Origin of the sequence: Streptomyces sp. MspMP-M5 (genome assembly GCF_000373585.1) — a bacterium.
Taxonomy (GTDB): Bacteria; Actinomycetota; Actinomycetes; order Streptomycetales; family Streptomycetaceae; genus Streptomyces.
This window is the reverse complement of the sequence record NZ_KB891929.1, coordinates 38,795-52,875: the sequence shown is the minus strand read 5'-3', so window position 1 is coordinate 52,875 and position 14,081 is coordinate 38,795. Positions and strand designations below refer to the sequence as shown.

General features: G+C 75.5%; 15 protein-coding genes and 1 tRNA gene. 8 read left to right on the top strand and 8 right to left on the bottom strand.

Going from position 1 to position 14,081, the window contains the following annotated elements; translation table 11 throughout:
• Window positions 1–14: 14 nt before the first annotated feature.
• From B073_RS0132205 to B073_RS0132195, 3 genes are all read right to left on the bottom strand, one after another.
• On the bottom strand, window positions 15–1,463 hold the full coding sequence (locus B073_RS0132205; RefSeq protein ID WP_018542203.1) for a sugar transferase: 1,449 nt from the start codon (window positions 1,461–1,463) through the stop codon (window positions 15–17).
• Window positions 1,460–2,641: a glycosyltransferase family 4 protein gene (locus tag B073_RS0132200; RefSeq protein WP_106732024.1), complete on the bottom strand. Its 1,182-nt coding sequence runs from the start codon at window positions 2,639–2,641 to the stop codon at window positions 1,460–1,462. The genes B073_RS0132205 and B073_RS0132200 overlap by 4 nt, the downstream gene beginning before the upstream one ends.
• Before the next feature lie 61 nt (window positions 2,642–2,702).
• Window positions 2,703–3,686: a hypothetical protein gene (locus B073_RS0132195; RefSeq protein ID WP_018542201.1), complete on the bottom strand. Its 984-nt coding sequence runs from the start codon at window positions 3,684–3,686 to the stop codon at window positions 2,703–2,705.
• A gap of 238 nt (window positions 3,687–3,924) precedes the next feature.
• Between B073_RS0132195 and B073_RS0132190 the strand changes: the two genes are divergently transcribed.
• Together B073_RS0132190 and B073_RS0132185 are read left to right on the top strand one after the other, a co-directional pair.
• The gene (locus tag B073_RS0132190; protein WP_018542200.1) at window positions 3,925–4,233 is read left to right on the top strand and encodes a chaplin; all 309 of its coding nucleotides are present in this window, start codon (window positions 3,925–3,927) and stop codon (window positions 4,231–4,233) included.
• A 154-nt stretch (window positions 4,234–4,387) separates the two neighbouring features.
• Window positions 4,388–5,248, top strand: coding sequence for a spermidine synthase (locus tag B073_RS0132185; protein WP_018542199.1), 861 nt, complete (start codon window positions 4,388–4,390; stop codon window positions 5,246–5,248).
• 7 nt (window positions 5,249–5,255) lie between these two features.
• On the opposite strand, the gene B073_RS0132180 is transcribed toward B073_RS0132185, so the two are convergent.
• Window positions 5,256–5,849, bottom strand: a complete 594-nt coding sequence (locus B073_RS0132180; RefSeq protein WP_018542198.1) for a hypothetical protein — start codon at window positions 5,847–5,849, stop codon at window positions 5,256–5,258.
• A 203-nt stretch (window positions 5,850–6,052) separates the two neighbouring features.
• Here B073_RS0132180 and B073_RS46865 point away from each other — a divergent pair, with 203 nt between their 5' ends.
• The 5 genes from B073_RS46865 to B073_RS0132155 all read left to right on the top strand — a co-directional run bounded on the left by B073_RS46865 (window position 6,053) and on the right by B073_RS0132155 (window position 9,847).
• The gene (locus B073_RS46865) at window positions 6,053–6,214 is read left to right on the top strand and encodes a hypothetical protein (protein WP_018542197.1); all 162 of its coding nucleotides are present in this window, start codon (window positions 6,053–6,055) and stop codon (window positions 6,212–6,214) included.
• 85 nt (window positions 6,215–6,299) lie between these two features.
• A complete protein-coding gene (locus B073_RS0132170) occupies window positions 6,300–6,992 on the top strand; it encodes a response regulator transcription factor (RefSeq protein ID WP_026247925.1) in 693 nt (230 codons plus the stop codon).
• The gene (locus B073_RS0132165; RefSeq protein WP_018542195.1) at window positions 6,989–7,174 is read left to right on the top strand and encodes a hypothetical protein; all 186 of its coding nucleotides are present in this window, start codon (window positions 6,989–6,991) and stop codon (window positions 7,172–7,174) included. The genes B073_RS0132170 and B073_RS0132165 overlap by 4 nt, the downstream gene beginning before the upstream one ends.
• Window positions 7,171–8,625, top strand: coding sequence for a sensor histidine kinase (locus B073_RS0132160; protein WP_018542194.1), 1,455 nt, complete (start codon window positions 7,171–7,173; stop codon window positions 8,623–8,625). The genes B073_RS0132165 and B073_RS0132160 overlap by 4 nt, the downstream gene beginning before the upstream one ends.
• 151 nt (window positions 8,626–8,776) lie before the next feature.
• The gene (locus B073_RS0132155; protein ID WP_018542193.1) at window positions 8,777–9,847 is read left to right on the top strand and encodes a chitinase; all 1,071 of its coding nucleotides are present in this window, start codon (window positions 8,777–8,779) and stop codon (window positions 9,845–9,847) included.
• Window positions 9,848–9,979: 132 nt separating this feature from the next.
• On the opposite strand, the gene B073_RS0132150 is transcribed toward B073_RS0132155, so the two are convergent.
• Window positions 9,980–10,888, bottom strand: coding sequence for a helix-turn-helix domain-containing protein (locus tag B073_RS0132150; protein ID WP_026247924.1), 909 nt, complete (start codon window positions 10,886–10,888; stop codon window positions 9,980–9,982).
• Between the two features lie 162 nt (window positions 10,889–11,050).
• Here B073_RS0132150 and B073_RS0132145 point away from each other — a divergent pair, with 162 nt between their 5' ends.
• Window positions 11,051–11,701, top strand: a complete 651-nt coding sequence (locus tag B073_RS0132145; RefSeq protein ID WP_018542191.1) for an NAD(P)-dependent oxidoreductase — start codon at window positions 11,051–11,053, stop codon at window positions 11,699–11,701.
• A gap of 79 nt (window positions 11,702–11,780) precedes the next feature.
• Here the strand turns inward: B073_RS0132145 and B073_RS0132140 are convergent.
• The 3 genes from B073_RS0132140 to B073_RS0132130 form a co-directional block, all read right to left on the bottom strand.
• Window positions 11,781–11,856 (bottom strand) — tRNA-His (locus B073_RS0132140).
• Between the two features lie 106 nt (window positions 11,857–11,962).
• Complete coding sequence (orn, locus tag B073_RS0132135) at window positions 11,963–12,583, bottom strand: oligoribonuclease (protein WP_018542190.1); 621 nt, start codon at window positions 12,581–12,583, stop codon at window positions 11,963–11,965.
• Between the two features lie 5 nt (window positions 12,584–12,588).
• Window positions 12,589–13,854, bottom strand: coding sequence for a helix-turn-helix domain-containing protein (locus B073_RS0132130; protein ID WP_026247923.1), 1,266 nt, complete (start codon window positions 13,852–13,854; stop codon window positions 12,589–12,591).
• Between the last annotated feature and the right edge of the window lie 227 nt (window positions 13,855–14,081).

Here is a 14,081-nt window from a genome sequence, read left to right as displayed (position 1 = left end):
GGCGGCCGGCGCGGTCATCGGGACTCCCGGCGCGGCCGCGGCCGGAGCGCGGCCCGCAGCAGGATCCGCAGGTCCAGTCCCGGCGACCCGCCGTCGATGTAGAGGTTGTCGAAGCGGGCCCGTTCTTCGGCGGGGGCGCCGTCGCGCAGCCCGTGCACCTGGGCCAGGCCGGTGAGGCCGGGCGGCATCCGGTGCCGGGCCGCGTACTGGGGGTGGCGGCGGGCGAACTCCGCGGCCCGGGCGGGCCGTTCGGGGTGCGGCCCGACCAGGCTCAGGTCGCCGCGCAGCACGTTCCACAGCTGCGGCAGCCCGTCCAGGGAGGTGCGGCGCAGCCACCGTCCGAGGCGGCCGGGCCGGGCGCCGGGGCGGGCGGTGCGGAACCGCAGCACGGCGAAGCGGCGGCCGTCCCGGCCCAGCCGCTCCAGCCGGCGGATCGCACCGGGCCCGTCCGCGAGCCGCAGCGCCAGCGCACAGCCGAGCAGCAGCGGCGCCGTCAGCAGCAGTGCCGCCGCCGCCAGGACGAGGTCCCCGGCCCGCTTGGCGGGTCCGCCGGGCCGGGGCCCGGCGGTCTCCCACGGCCGGCAGGCGAAGCCCCACAGGTGGCCGGTGCCCGGTCCGGCCGGTCGGCCGTCGCGGGCCGCGGCGGCGCCGGCCAGCCAGACGGCCGTGCCCTGGCCGAGGAACCGGCGGAGCAGCGCCGCGGCGTACGGGTCGCTCTGCGGCGGCTGCAGGAAGACCGCGTCGCGGACGGTGTGGCGGATGACGGCGAGGGTGACCGCCTCGGACGAGCGGAGCGCCGGCGGCACCGCGCCCACCGGGTCGGTGTACGGGGCGGCCGGACCGGTCGGTACCACGCCCACCGGGCACAGCCCGTACTCCGGGTGCGCCCGCAGCGCCGCGGCCAGCTGCCGGGCGGCCGGTTCGGGGCCGACGAGGAGGGCCGCGCGGGGCCGGCGCCGGGCGGCGGCCCGCCGTACCCGGTACACCACGGCCCGCCCGGCCGCGGCCAGCACGGCCTGGGCGGCCACCGCGGCCGGCAGGGCGACCGGGCCGAGCGCCTGTCCGGGCCGGAGCGCGGCCAGTGCCGCGGCCGCCGCGCACCAGGTGGCGGCGGCCCGGCCGAGCAGCGGCCCCAGTTCGTCGAGGGCGGCCGGCGCCGGGCTCGGGCGGTAGTGCCCGGCGCGGAAGGTGAGCAGCAGCAGGAGCGGCACCAGCCCGGCGAGCAGTGCCGGGTCGGCGCCCACGAGGAGGGCGGCGCCGGCGGCGGCCAGGGCGTCGGCCGCGGCCGGCAGGGCGGGGGCGGCCCGGCGCGGTGCGGTCCGGGCGGGGAGGACGGGCGGGGCCGGCGGCACCGGTGGGGCGGCCGGGGCGGCGGGGCGGGGCAGCGCGCCGGCCGGCGGACCGGGGCGGCTTCCGGCGCTCCCCGTGCCGGCCGGGGGCGCGTCCGCGCGCTCGGCCGTCATCGTCCGTCCCGTGCCAGGGCCAGGGCGGGCGGCACGGCGAGCAGTTCCCGGTACAGGTTCAGCACCGCGCCCGCTGTGCGCTGCCCGTCGTGGGCCATCCGTACGTGGTCCCGCAGCCGCTCCCCGAGCGCGGTGCGCCGGTCCGCGTCGGTCAGCAGGGCGGTGACGGCCCGGGCCAGCGCGACCGGGTCGTCCGGCGGCACCAGGCAGTCGTCCGCGGCGTCGCCCGGCAGGCACTCCCGGGCTCCGCCCACGTCGCTGAGCACCACGGCCCGGCCGCAGGCCATCGCCTCCAGGGGGACCAGCGCCATCCCCTCCCACCGGGACGGCACCACCACCAGGTCCGCCGCCCGGTACCAGGTGACGGGGCTGTCGGCGGCGCCCGCGAAGACCACCCCGGGCGGCGCGGCCCGGCGCAGCGCCGCCAGGTCCGGCCCGTCGCCGACCAGCGCCAGCCGGGCGTCCGGCACCTTGGCCGCCACCGCGGGCCAGGCCCGCAGCAGCGTCGCCTGGCCCTTCTGCGGGCACAGCCGCGCCACGCACACCACCAGCGGCGCGCCGGCCGGCACCGTGTCGTGCAGTGCGGGCAGCGCGGTCCGCAGGGTCTCCCGGGCCTCGTCGTCGGCGGGCGAGAAGCGCCGCAGGTCCACGCCGTTGGGGATCACCACCCACCGGCCGGCGACCCCGGCGGCCGTGCCGCGGGTCCGCTGCGCCTCGCTGACGCACAGCATCCGGTGCGTCCAGCGCGCCGCGCGCCGCTCCCAGACCGGCGCCGCCCGGGCGATCAGCCCGCCGACCGCCTCGAACGGCCAGCAGTGCGGCTGGTGGACGGTCGGGATGCGTCCGCGCACCGCGCGCCGGACGGCGAACCCGGCCCGGGCACCGTGGACGTGCACGAGGTGCGGGCCGGTGTGCCGGACCAGCCGGGCCAGCCCGCGCGACGCGGACAGCGCCGTCGCCAGGGTGCCGCGGGCACGCCACAGCACCACCTCGGCGCCCGCGGTCGCGGCCTCGGCGTGCAGGGTGCCGCCGGGCGGCGCGGCCACCACCACCCGCAGTCCGGCCGCGACCTGGGACCGCACCAGGCCGGCGACGACCCGGGCGATCCCGCCGTCGACCGGCTGGGACACATGGAGGACCGTGAGCCGCTCCTGGGACGGCGGGTCTTGTGGCGGCACGCGCACTGCTCCCCTGATTACCGAGCTGTCAGAACTCCGCGGGAATTGCCGACGCCGCCGCTCAGCGCCCGAGATCGGCCTGGACGAAGAGCGCGCCGAGCAAATAACCCGCCTTTCGGGTGGTGAAGCGGAATGCCAGCCGATCGCCCCCGGACCGGAGCGCCGGCGTCAGGTCGAAGACCTCGGAACCGAAACCGAGGCCGTGCCGGTAAGCGGGTGCGCGGGGCGCCCGCCGACCGAAATCCAGAGCGGCCGAACGGACCGCGCGATTCACCGGACCGGCGGAATCGTGCCGCGCGACCGGAGTAATGCGACCGGCCCGGGCCGAGATTTTTCCGTGGTTTTCCCGTGTTCCGTGGTAAGCCACGACGCCGGCCCGTCCCCGGGAATGCTCCGGAATGCCCAGCCCGGCCAGTTCCACCGCGAACGTCCGGCGACGGCCGCCCAGCGGCTCGAATCCGTCCCACAGCGCCAGCCGCCGCAGCGGCTCCTTCGGGTTCTCGTAGGCGGCGACCAGCACCCAGCCGCCCCCGGTCCCGGCCCGTGCCCGGCAGCTTCCGGTGGCCGCCCGCGCCACCGTGTAGGTGCCGGCGCCCCCGCGCCGCACCAGGGCGGTGACGTCCGCACCGGCCTGGTAGTCGTCGTGGCGGGCGGTGGTGCGGCGGCCGATCGGGGCGTCCGCGCGGACCTGCTCGTAGCGGCCGTGGGGCCCGGTGAGGAGCACCTGACCGGCGTCCCCGGCCGCGCGGTGCCCGCCGGCCCGCAGGTCGCCGCCCCAGTAGAGCCGGGCGTAGCGCACCCGGGAGCCGGCCGGCAGCCGGAGCCGGGCGCTGCCGGCGCCCCGGCACGCCCGCCGCCGCACCGCGCCATGGCCGGTCCGCGCGATACCGCCGTGCCCGGTGAGGTGGAAGCGCTCGGCGAAAGGAATTCGGGAGGATTCCCCGGGCAGCGGGGCGGCCGCGGCCGAAGTCAGCGCGGCCGACAAAGCCAGGGCCGCGAGCGCGCATACGGCGCCGCGCCCGGTCCGCTCCCTCGACTTCGGCATGTCGTCCTCTCCGACGTCCGACCCCGACTCCGACTTCAATCAGTCAAACAGGAGAGCACTCTGGCAGAAATCATGTTGGAAATCGCGGCAGGCGCGCCGCAGTGCCGACCGGGTTTTCCGCCGCCCGCCTGCCAGCCAGTCAGCCTAATGAATCCGCTTAAGTGGTAACGCCCGTATCCGTAACCCATATTGTTCGTTGTGTCCGATGCCCCATACGCGAACTGAAAAGGAGAATGGGATGAAGCGGTTCGTCAAGACCGCCGCGATGGCTGCGGCCTCCTCAGCCCTGGTGCTGGGCGGCGCGGGCGTCGCGACCGCCTACGAGGGCGGTCACCACGGCCGTAGCCACCACGGACGGTTCGACGAGGGCGGCCGCCACCACGGCCACGGCGCGCACGCCAAGGGCTTCGCGGCGAAGTCGCCGGGTGTCCTCAGCGGCAATGTCATCCAGATCCCGATCGACATCCCGATCAACGTGTGCGGCAACAGCGTCGATGTCATCGGGCTGCTGAACCCGGGGTTCGGAAACATCTGCGTCAACAAGTGACCCGGTGCCGGTCCGAGGTCACATCGGACCGGCCCGGGCCCCGGCACACCAGGCGGACTGCCCGCGGCTCCGGCCACCGGGCGGTCCGCCGCCTGCTGTTCCATCGCCTCTGACCTGCGGATACCGTCCCGCGGCGGGACGCCATACTGGAGTCATGGCGAGAAGCAGACGCGGGCGCGGCGGCCCGGAATCCGTCACCGGGACGGTCGGCGGCGGGGTCGCGGAACTGCGGCCCGACCGCGACCGGCCGCGCGGCTGGACGCTGCTGATCGACGGCGCCCCGCAGTCCCATGTGGACCTCGACGACCCGGCGCACCTGGAGTTCTCCTACCAGCGGCGGCTCGGCCACATCGCCGACCTGGCCGCCCCGCCCGGCGCGCCGCTGCGCGTCGTCCACCTCGGCGGCGGCGCGCTGACCCTGGCGCGGTACGTCGCCGCGACCCGGCCGCGCTCCACCCAGCAGGTCGTGGAGATCGACGCCCCGCTGGTCGACCTCGTCCGCGCGCGGCTGCCGTTGGAGCGGACCTGGCGGATACGGGTGCGCGGCGCGGACGCCCGCGCCGGCCTGGCCAGGGTCCCGGACGGCTGGGCCGACCTGGTCATCGGCGATGTCTTCGCCGGCGCCCGTACGCCCGCTCATCTGACCAGCGCCGAGTTCGTGGCGGAGGTCCGTCGGGCGCTGCGGCCGGGCGGCTGGTACGCGGCCAACCTCGCCGACGGGCCGCCGCTGTCGTTCCTGCGCGGCCAGATCGCCACCGTCCACACCGTCTTCCCGGAGCTGGCGCTGACCGCCGAGCCGGCCGTGCTGCGCGGCCGGCGGTTCGGCAACGCCGTGCTGCTCGCCGCCGACGGGCCGCTGCCGGTCGCCGAGCTGACCCGGCGGGCGGCCGGCGACCCGCACGCCGGCCGGGTCGAACACGGCCGGGCGCTGCGGGACTTCACCGGCGGCGCGGCCCCGGTCACCGACGCCACCGCGGTCGCCTCCCCGGCCCCGCCCGCCGGCGCCTTCACCTGACGGGACATCAACTGCCTTGCTGCGCCGTACGGTTGGTGATCTGTACGAACGGCGGGTGGCCGTTCCAGGAGCAGACCACCGAGGAGTGCGAGCCGCCGCCCGTGAAGTCCACCCGGAGCCACCCCTCCTGCTTCCACACCTGCATCTGCCAGCCCGCGTTGGGCGTCGCCGACACCAGCTCGGCGGAGTCGGCCCCCAGGGAGAGCACCACCCGGCCGCCGGCCGTGGCATAGCTGCGGACCCGGTCGCCGGCGGACGCCGGGGCGCCGCCGCCGGGGGTGTCGGAGGGGGTGGGGGAGGGGCTGCCGAGGGGGCGGGACGGGGGGCTGGTCCGCGGCGGCCGGTCGTCGTCGGAGGGGGAGGAGGAAGGGCTCGGGGACGGTGAATCGGAGGGCTTGGGCCGGTGGGTGGAGGAGACCTGCGGCAGGGCCGAGGCCGCCACCTGGTCGGACAGCGGCAGCGCCCGCGGCGCGTCGTACGCCGTGCCGGACAGCACGGTGTGCACCCCGAACCACGACAGCGCGACCGCGGCGCCGGTCGCCAGCGTCCACGCCGCCGCATGGACCAGACCTCGGCCCCGTCCCGAACTCCCTCGCTCCATGCGCCCTATGGGACCACGCCGGCCGGGCGGAAGGACAACCCCGTGCACACGGGCTTGACGGCCGGTGGACGGGAGCGCCGCTCCGCTCGCCCGGCCCGCGGCGGCACCACCGCAACCGCCACAAGAGGGATGAGGCGTATAGAGACGGACTATTCGGGGCAGAGTGAGCGCACCATCACCCCTGTCGCCGGGAGGCTCCTGAAATGCGCCGTATCGCAGCCGTCGTCGTCGGAACGCTCATCGCGCTGGGGGTGTTCACCGCACCGGCGAGCGCCGACCCGGACCCCATGACGGGGAGCGGCGCGTACGGCACCCAGCTCCTCGACCAGCAGGCCGGCGACACCAGCATGGTGATGCCGCACTAGGCGCGCTCCGGCACCTCCGGCCCTGCGCCGCCCGGTTGTCAACCGTGCGCGGGGCAACTCCCCCGTATGGCGTACGGTGCCGCCCATGGTTCGAGTGCTCGTGGTCGAGGACGACCAGTTCGTACGCTCCGCGCTCATCCGGCACCTGACCGACGCCGGGCACGCGGTGCGCAGCGTCGGGACGGCACTGGAGGCGCTGCGCGAGGTGGCGCAGGTCGGCTTCGACCTGGTCGTCCTCGACCTCGGTCTGCCCGACCTGGACGGCGGCGAGGCGCTGAAGATGCTGCGCGGCCTCACCGACGTCCCGGTGATCATCGCCACCGCCCGGGACGACGAGGCCGAGATCGTCCGGCTGCTCAACGACGGCGCCGACGACTACCTCACCAAGCCGTTCTCGGTCGAGCACCTCTCGGCCCGGATGGCGGCCGTGCTGCGCCGCTCCCGGGGCGCGGCGCCCGGCGCGGAACCGCCCTCACGGGTGATCCGGGTCGGCGGGCTCGCCATCGACCCGCTGCGCCGCCAGGCCGAGTTGGACGGCGCCGCTCTCGACCTCACCCGCCGCGAGTTCGACCTGCTGGCCTTCCTCGCCGAGCGCCCGGGCGTGGTCGTCCCCCGTCGCGAACTCCTCGCCGAGGTCTGGCGGCAGTCCTACGGGGACGACCAGACCATCGACGTCCACCTGTCCTGGCTGCGCCGCAAACTGGGCGAGACCGCCGCCCGCCCCCGGTACCTGCACACCCTGCGCGGCGTCGGCGTGAAGCTGGAGCCGCCCCGATGAGCGACGTACGCGAGGCCGCTCGGCCGCAGGCGACGGTGAGAGTCGCGCCGCTGCGCCTCGTGGGCGGAGAAGCGAAGGATCGGACGCTGGGCGACGCGCGCGAGGCCGCTCGGCCGCAGGCGACGGTGAGAGTCGTGCCACTGCGTCTCGTGGGCGGCGCGGCGGACGGTCTGAAGCCGTGAGGTGGGCCCTGGTCAAGGTGGCTCTGGCGGTCACCACGATGGTCGTGGTCGCGTTCGCGGTCCCGTTGGGGCTGGTGGTCCGGGAGATGGCGTCCGACCGCGCCTACGGAGGCGCCGAGCGGCAGGCCGCCGCCCTCGGCCCCGTCCTCGCCATCACCACCGACCGCACTCAGCTGGAACGCGCCCTGGCCAGCGCGGAGACCGGCCCCGGCAACCGGATCGGCATCCATGTGCCGGCCGGCGGCGCGGGCGGCGGCCCCGCCGAGATCGGCGCCCGCCGGGCCGCCCCGGCCGATGTCGCCGCCGCCGTCCGCCTCGGCCGGGCCTCGATCGCCGAGGTCCCCGGCGGCACCTCGCTGCTCCAGCCCACCGCGGTCGCCGCCGGCATCGCCGTCGTCGAGGTGTACGTCCCCGACGACGCGCTCACCAACGGCGTGGCCACCTCCTGGGCGGTGCTGGCCGGTGTCGGCCTGGCGCTGGTCGTCGGCTCGGTCGCGGTCGCAGACCGGCTCGGCACCCGGATGGTGCGCCCCGCCGAGCGGCTCTCCGCGGCCGCCCACGACCTGGGCCGGGGCGACCTCGGCGTCCGCGTCCGGGAGGACGGGCCGAAGGAACTGCGCTCGGCGGCCAGCGCCTTCAACTTCATGGCCGACCAGGTCGTCCAACTCCTCGCCAACGAACGCGAACTGGCCGCCGACCTCTCGCACCGGCTGCGCACCCCGCTGACCGTGCTCCGGCTCAACGCCGCCTCCCTCGGCGACGGCCCGGCCGCCGAGCAGACCCGCGCCGCCGTCGAGCAGCTGGAGCGCGGGGTCGACCAGATCATCCGCACCGCCCGCGCCCAGCGGGAGCACACCGTGCAGGCCGCCGCCGTGGTCGGCTGCGATGCGGCCGAGGTGATCCGCGAGCGGATGGACTTCTGGTCGGCGCTGGCCGAGGACGAGGGCCGTACCGCCCGGGTCGCCGGCGCGGACCGCCCGGTGCGGGTGCCGGTCGCCCGCGCCGACCTCGCCGCGGCCCTGGACGCCATGCTCGGCAACGTCTTCCGGCACACCCCCGAGGGCACCGCCTTCGCCGTCGACGTGCACAACGCCGACGACGCGGTGATCGTGTTGGTCTCGGACGCCGGCCCCGGCATCGCCGACCCGGCCGCCGCGCTGCGCCGCGGCCACGGCGGCGGCGGGGCCGGCTCCACCGGCCTCGGGCTGGACATCGTGCGGCGGCTGGCGGAGTCCACCGGCGGCGACGTCCGGATCGGGCGCTCGGTGCTGGGCGGCACCGAGGTGCGGGTCTGGCTGGCCCTGGGCGGGCGGCGGGACCGGCGCGGCGGCCGGCGCGCCCACCGGCTGCGGCGCCGGATCGGTGCCCGGGTGTTCGGCACCCGGGGCCGGCGGGCCGCCCGCGCCGCCGCGCCGGGCGGCGGCACCCCGGTCCGGGGCGCCCGCTCTTAACCGGCCCCTTCCGCTTCCTTAAGGCCGCCATAATTCCGCCAACCGCCGTACGGAACCCGGCATTTGTCCGTTTCGCTGCCGCTAGCGTGCGGGACGCGCCTCCCCCTCGGTGCGCCCCCTTGACCCCCCATGTGACGACAGGCAGGACGACATGAGTTCCTCGGCACACCGGCGCCGGCCGAGCCGCCGGACCAAGCTGATCGGCGCGGCGGTGGCCGGCGCGCTGGCGGCCGGCGGCGGGTTCGCCGTCGCCGGCGTCGCGCTGGCCACCAAGGCACCCCGGCCCGCCACCGGCACCGCCACCGGCGCCCCGACCGGCACCGCCGCCAAGGCCGGCTTCGCCCCGTACGTCGACACCTCGCTCACCCCCGCCTACGACCTGACCGGCACCGCACAGAAGACCGGGGTGAAGCACTTCACCCTCGCCTTCCTCACCTCCGGCGGCGGCTGCGTCCCCAAGTGGGGCGGCACCGGCGACCTCGGCGGCGACGCGGTCGCCCGGCAGATACCGGCGCTGCGCAAGGCCGGCGGCGACGTCCGGGTCTCCTTCGGCGGCGCCAACGGCACCGAACTCGCCGCCGCCTGCTCCTCCGCGTCCGACCTCGCCGCCGCGTACGGCAAGGCCGTCGACCGGTTCGAGCTCACCAAGGTGGACTTCGACATCGAGGGCAGCGCGCTGCCCGACACGGCCGCCAACACCCGCCGCGCCCAGGCCATCGCCCGGCTGCAGAAGCAGCACCCGGACCTCGACGTCTCCTTCACCCTCCCCGTGATGCCCGAGGGCCTCACCCAGGACGGCGTCAACCTCCTCGCCAACGCCAAGCAGAACGGCGCCCGGATCTCCGCCGTCAACATCATGGCGATGGACTACGGCGCCTCCTACCACGGCAACATGGCCACCTACGCCACCCAGGCCGCCACCGCCACCCAGGCCCAGCTGAAGAAGGCCCTCGGGCTGAGCGACGCGGACGCCTGGCGGACCGTGGCGGTCACCCCGATGATCGGCGTCAACGACGTCCAGGGCGAGGTGTTCAGGCCCGCTGACGCCACCACCCTGGTGAAGTTCGCACAGAGCAGGCACCTGGCGTGGCTGGCCATGTGGTCCGCCACCCGCGACCGGCCGTGCCCCGGCGGCCCCGCCAACTCCGCCCAGCCGACGTGCAGTTCCCTCGACCAGGCCCCGCTGGCCTTCACCAAGGCGTTCGGCGCCTACACCGGCTGACCCCCCACCGGTCCGGGCCCACGGGCGCCCCGGACTGCCCCCGAGGCGGGGCGCGACGGCACCACCCCCCCACCCGTCGCGCCCCGCCGCCTCTCTTCGCCGCGCCGCCTCTTCGCCGCGTACGGCGGCAGCTCAGCCGCCGCCCCGCACGGCGTCCCGGAACGCGATCGGCGTGAGCCCGGCCTGCCGCTGGAAGAACTTGCTGAAGTTGGTGGCGTCCGCGAAACCCAGCCGGTCCGCGATCCGCGACGCCGGCTGGTCGCCGTGCGCCAGCAGCCGCTTGGCCTCCAGCACCACCCGCCGGTCGATGAACTCCTTCGCCCCGACCCCGGCCGCCGCCTCCGTGGCCCGCGACAGGGTCCGCGGCGCATAGCCCAGCGACCGCGCGTAGTCCGCGACCCGGCGGCTGCGGGCGAACCCCCGCTCCACCGCGTCCCGGAACCGCAGATACGTCTCGCTCGCCTCGCACGTCCCGTCTTCCGGGCCGTCCGCCGGGCCGCCCGGATGCGCGGCCCGCAGCACCAGGACGGCCAGCAGATGCCGCAGCACCTCCAGGTGCACCTCCAGCGGCAGCCCGCCCAGCGCCCCGAACTCCCGGTGCAGTTGCCCCAGCGCCTCGTCCAGCGCCCGGGCCGCGGCGCCCTCGGGGTGCCGCACCACCGGCCCGTACCAGTCCTCGATCCGGGCCGCGGCCGCGGTCGCCGGGTCCAGGAACCCCGACTCGAAGAGCACCAGCCGCCCCTCCGCGCCCGTCAGGTCCCCGAAGTGCTGCACCTGCCCGGGCCGCGACCACAGCAGGTCGCCGGGGGTCAGCAGATGCTCCCGGAAGTCGACGCAGTGCACCAGCCGCCCGCGGTCCACGAGCAGCAGATGGTGGAAGCCGGGCCGGTGCGGGGTCGACAGCCGGCAGGCGTCCGCGCGCCCGCGCAGTTCGGCGAGGGTCAGCACCTCCACCCCGGCGGGCCGCCCGGCCGGCGCGGAGAACGCCACCTCGCGGATCGCCTCTGCGTCCTCTCGGGGGTCCTGTCGCTTTCTCACCATGACCCGTCGCCTCGCTACCCCGGAATCTCCCGCTGATACCCCTAGCGTAGGAGACGTCAGCACGGCTGATGGCGGAAAACGGCAGCCACATCCGGCGGCCGGAACACCGCGCTCCGCACCCGGGCGCACCCCGCCCGCACCGAACCACCGGGAGAACCCACCATGTCCAAGATCGCTCTCTTCGGGGCCACCGGCACCATCGGCAGCCGCATCCTCGACGAGGCCCTGCGCCGCGGCCACCAGGTCACCGCGGTCGTCCGCGACCCGGCCAAGGTCACCACGACCCACCCGGCCCTCACCGTGCTCTACGGCGACGCGCTCGATCCGGAGTCCGTCGCCGAGGTCGCCAAGGGCCAGGACGTGGTGGTCTCCGCGGTCGGCGGCGGCGACGGTCCGGGCCACATCGCCACCATCCGGCCCGCCGCCGAGGCACTGGTCGCGGGGCTGCGGACGCTGGGCGAGGACGCCCCCCGCCTGATCGCGGTCGGCGGCGCCGGCTCGCTCCGCAAGCCCGACGGCGTCCAGGTCTGGGACACCGAGGGCCTCCCGGTCCCGCTGCTCCAGATCATGCACGCGCACGGCGACGCGCTGGACTTCTACCGCACCGTCTCCGACGTCCGCTGGACCAACCTCAGCCCGGCCGCCTCCATCGAGCCCGGCGAGCGCACCGGCACCTACCGCACCGCCCTCGAGGACCTGCTGGTCGCCGCGGACGGCAGCAGCCGGATCTCCACCGAGGACTACGCCGTCGCGCTCCTCGACGAGGTCGAGCAGCCCCGCCACATCGGCGAGCGCTTCACCGTCGCCTACTGAGCACCGGCGCCGCCCCCACGGCGGCACCCGGCCGGGAAACACTCGAGGCCCCCGATCCGAAGATCGGGGGCCTCGACAGTGGGGTGAGTAACGGGACTCGAACCCGCGACATCCTGGACCACAACCAGGTGCTCTACCAGCTGAGCTATACCCACCAAGACCGGTGCTGTGTGGTTCCTTTTCCCCACCGGCTGAGAAAAAGTGTACAGGTTCCGGAGGGGTGCTCGCTCCCGGGTTTCGTACCCCCGGGAGCGAGCTGCGTCACGGTGCCGCCGACTCCGGTTCGGCGGGCAGCTTGTGCTTGGCCGCGATGGCCTTCGCGGTCTCCGAGTCCGGCCCCGGCTGGGGCACGAACACGGCCTCCCGGTAGTAGCGCAACTCCGCGATGGATTCGCGGATGTCGGCCAGCGCCCGGTGGTTGCCGTTCTTGTCCGGACTGTTGAAGTACGCCCGCGGGAACCAGCGCCGGGCCAGTTCCTTCACGGACGACACATCGACGATCCGGTAGTGCAGGTAGCTCTCCAGCGTCGGCATGTCGCGCAGCAGGAAGCCGCGGTCGGTGCCGACGGAGTTTCCGCACAGCGGCGCCTTCCCCGGCTCCGGCACATGCTGCCGGATGTACTCCAGCACCTGTGCCTCGGCCGCCTCCAGCGTCGTCCCGGCATCCAGCTCGGCCAGCAGCCCGGAGGCGGTGTGCATCTGCCGCACCACCTCCGGCATGGTGGTCAGCGCCTCGGCCGGGGGACGGATCACCACATCCACCCCGTCACCCAGCACGTTCAGTTCCGAGTCGGTGACCAGGGCGGCCACCTCGATGAGCGCGTCGTTCGCCAGCGAGAGTCCGGTCATCTCGCAGTCGATCCACACCATGCGGTCGTTCATACGTCTCACCCTACGGGGCGCTCCCGCTGACCGGGCAGTACGGGCCGGGCGGCCCCCCGCCCGACCGGGGTCTCCGGGAGCCGCGCGGCGTACCCCTCCGGTGCCGCTTTGCCCGCGTCGGCCACCTCGGCCAGCGCGTGCCCGGCCAGCGCCGCGGCGGAGAACCGCTCGCTGCCCAGCGTCGCCCGCTCGCGCTCGGGACGCTCGGCCCGCTCCGGGCGCAGCGCGGGCTCCGCTGCGCCGCTCTGCGGCCGGCGGGCGCGGTAGGCCGCCCGGTAGGCCGCGGGCGAGGCGCCCAGCTGCCGCCGGAAGTGGCCGCGCAGCGCGACCGGCGAGCGGAACCCGCAGCGGCCGGCGACCTCGTCCACCGAGTAGTCGGAGGTCTCCAGCAGCCGTTGGGCCTGGAGGACCCGCTGGGTGATCAGCCACTGGAGCGGAGCGCTGCCCGTGAGGGAGCGGAACCGCCGGTCGAAGGTGCGCCGGCTCATGTACGCCCGCGCGGCCAGCGTCTCCACGTCGAACTGCTCGTGGAGGTGCTCCAGAGCCCAGGCGACGACCTCGGCGAGCGGGTCGGCGCCGATCTCCTCAGGTAATGACCTGTCCAGGTAGCGCTGGTGCCCGAGGTCGGACGCGGTCCGCCGGGGCGGGACGACCAGCCGGCGGGCCAGCGCGTTGGCCGCGTCGGCGCCGTGGTCGGTGCGCACGATGTGCAGGCACAGGTCGATGCCGGCGGCGGTGCCCGCGGAGGTGAGCACGTCCCCGTCGTCGACGAAGAGCTCGCGCGGGTCCACATGGACGGACGGGTAGCGCTTGGCGAGCGTCGGCGCGTACATCCAGTGGGTGGTGGCCGGCCGGCCGTCGAGCAGTCCGGCCGCGGCGAGGACGAACGCCCCCGTGCACAGCCCGACGATCCTGGCCCCTTCCTCGTGCGCCCGGCGCAGTGCGTCGAGCGCCGCGGGCGGCGGGGCCTGGGTGATGGAACGCCAGGCCGGTACGACGACCGTCCCGGCACGGGAGATCGCCTCCAGCCCGTAGGGGGCGGAAAGTTCGAGCCCCCCGGTCGTGCGCAAAGGCGCGTCTTCGCCCGCGCACACAAGTAGCCGGTACCTCGGAACGCCTGCGTCTTGGCGGTCGATGCCGAAGACCGAGAGCGGAATGGAGCTCTCGAAAATGGGACCGCCGCTGAAGAGGAGCACCGCGACTATTTCGCGGCGTCGTCGGGCGGCGAGCTTGCGTGCGGCATCTGGTACGGCAGCGGAGTCCTGGCTCATGGCGCTTAAGCCCCCCTCGGTCGTCTCGCCCTCTCGGTCCTGCACAGTTCCCCCGCCGTCACTGACCAAGATCGAATCTACTGTGTCCCGTGAGGATGGAGTGCCAAGTTCACCACCCGCTGGTATGTCGATATGGCAACTTGGCGCGAAGCATTCGATCACGAAGCGTTCCACTCGTCGGGCCTGCATGGGAAGTGCGCGTCTCGGCTCTGCCCGTTCGCACTAGG

What these genes read in the sequence shown, in the direction of transcription:
- B073_RS0132185 (WP_018542199.1), top strand. Translation starts at nt 4,388, where the DNA reads ATGGCGAGAAGCAGACGCGGGCGCGGCGGCCCGGAATCCGTCACCGGG.
- B073_RS0132130 (WP_026247923.1), bottom strand. Translation starts at nt 13,854, where the DNA reads ATGAGCCAGGACTCCGCTGCCGTACCAGATGCCGCACGCAAGCTCGCC.
- B073_RS0132145 (WP_018542191.1), top strand. Translation starts at nt 11,051, where the DNA reads ATGTCCAAGATCGCTCTCTTCGGGGCCACCGGCACCATCGGCAGCCGC.
- B073_RS0132155 (WP_018542193.1), top strand. Translation starts at nt 8,777, where the DNA reads ATGAGTTCCTCGGCACACCGGCGCCGGCCGAGCCGCCGGACCAAGCTG.
- B073_RS0132150 (WP_026247924.1), bottom strand. Translation starts at nt 10,888, where the DNA reads ATGGTGAGAAAGCGACAGGACCCCCGAGAGGACGCAGAGGCGATCCGC.
- B073_RS0132190 (WP_018542200.1), top strand. Translation starts at nt 3,925, where the DNA reads ATGAAGCGGTTCGTCAAGACCGCCGCGATGGCTGCGGCCTCCTCAGCC.
- B073_RS0132205 (WP_018542203.1), bottom strand. Translation starts at nt 1,463, where the DNA reads ATGACGGCCGAGCGCGCGGACGCGCCCCCGGCCGGCACGGGGAGCGCC.
- B073_RS46865 (WP_018542197.1), top strand. Translation starts at nt 6,053, where the DNA reads ATGCGCCGTATCGCAGCCGTCGTCGTCGGAACGCTCATCGCGCTGGGG.
- B073_RS0132180 (WP_018542198.1), bottom strand. Translation starts at nt 5,849, where the DNA reads ATGGAGCGAGGGAGTTCGGGACGGGGCCGAGGTCTGGTCCATGCGGCG.
- B073_RS0132165 (WP_018542195.1), top strand. Translation starts at nt 6,989, where the DNA reads ATGAGCGACGTACGCGAGGCCGCTCGGCCGCAGGCGACGGTGAGAGTC.
- B073_RS0132195 (WP_018542201.1), bottom strand. Translation starts at nt 3,686, where the DNA reads ATGCCGAAGTCGAGGGAGCGGACCGGGCGCGGCGCCGTATGCGCGCTC.
- B073_RS0132170 (WP_026247925.1), top strand. Translation starts at nt 6,300, where the DNA reads ATGGTTCGAGTGCTCGTGGTCGAGGACGACCAGTTCGTACGCTCCGCG.
- orn (WP_018542190.1), bottom strand. Translation starts at nt 12,583, where the DNA reads ATGAACGACCGCATGGTGTGGATCGACTGCGAGATGACCGGACTCTCG.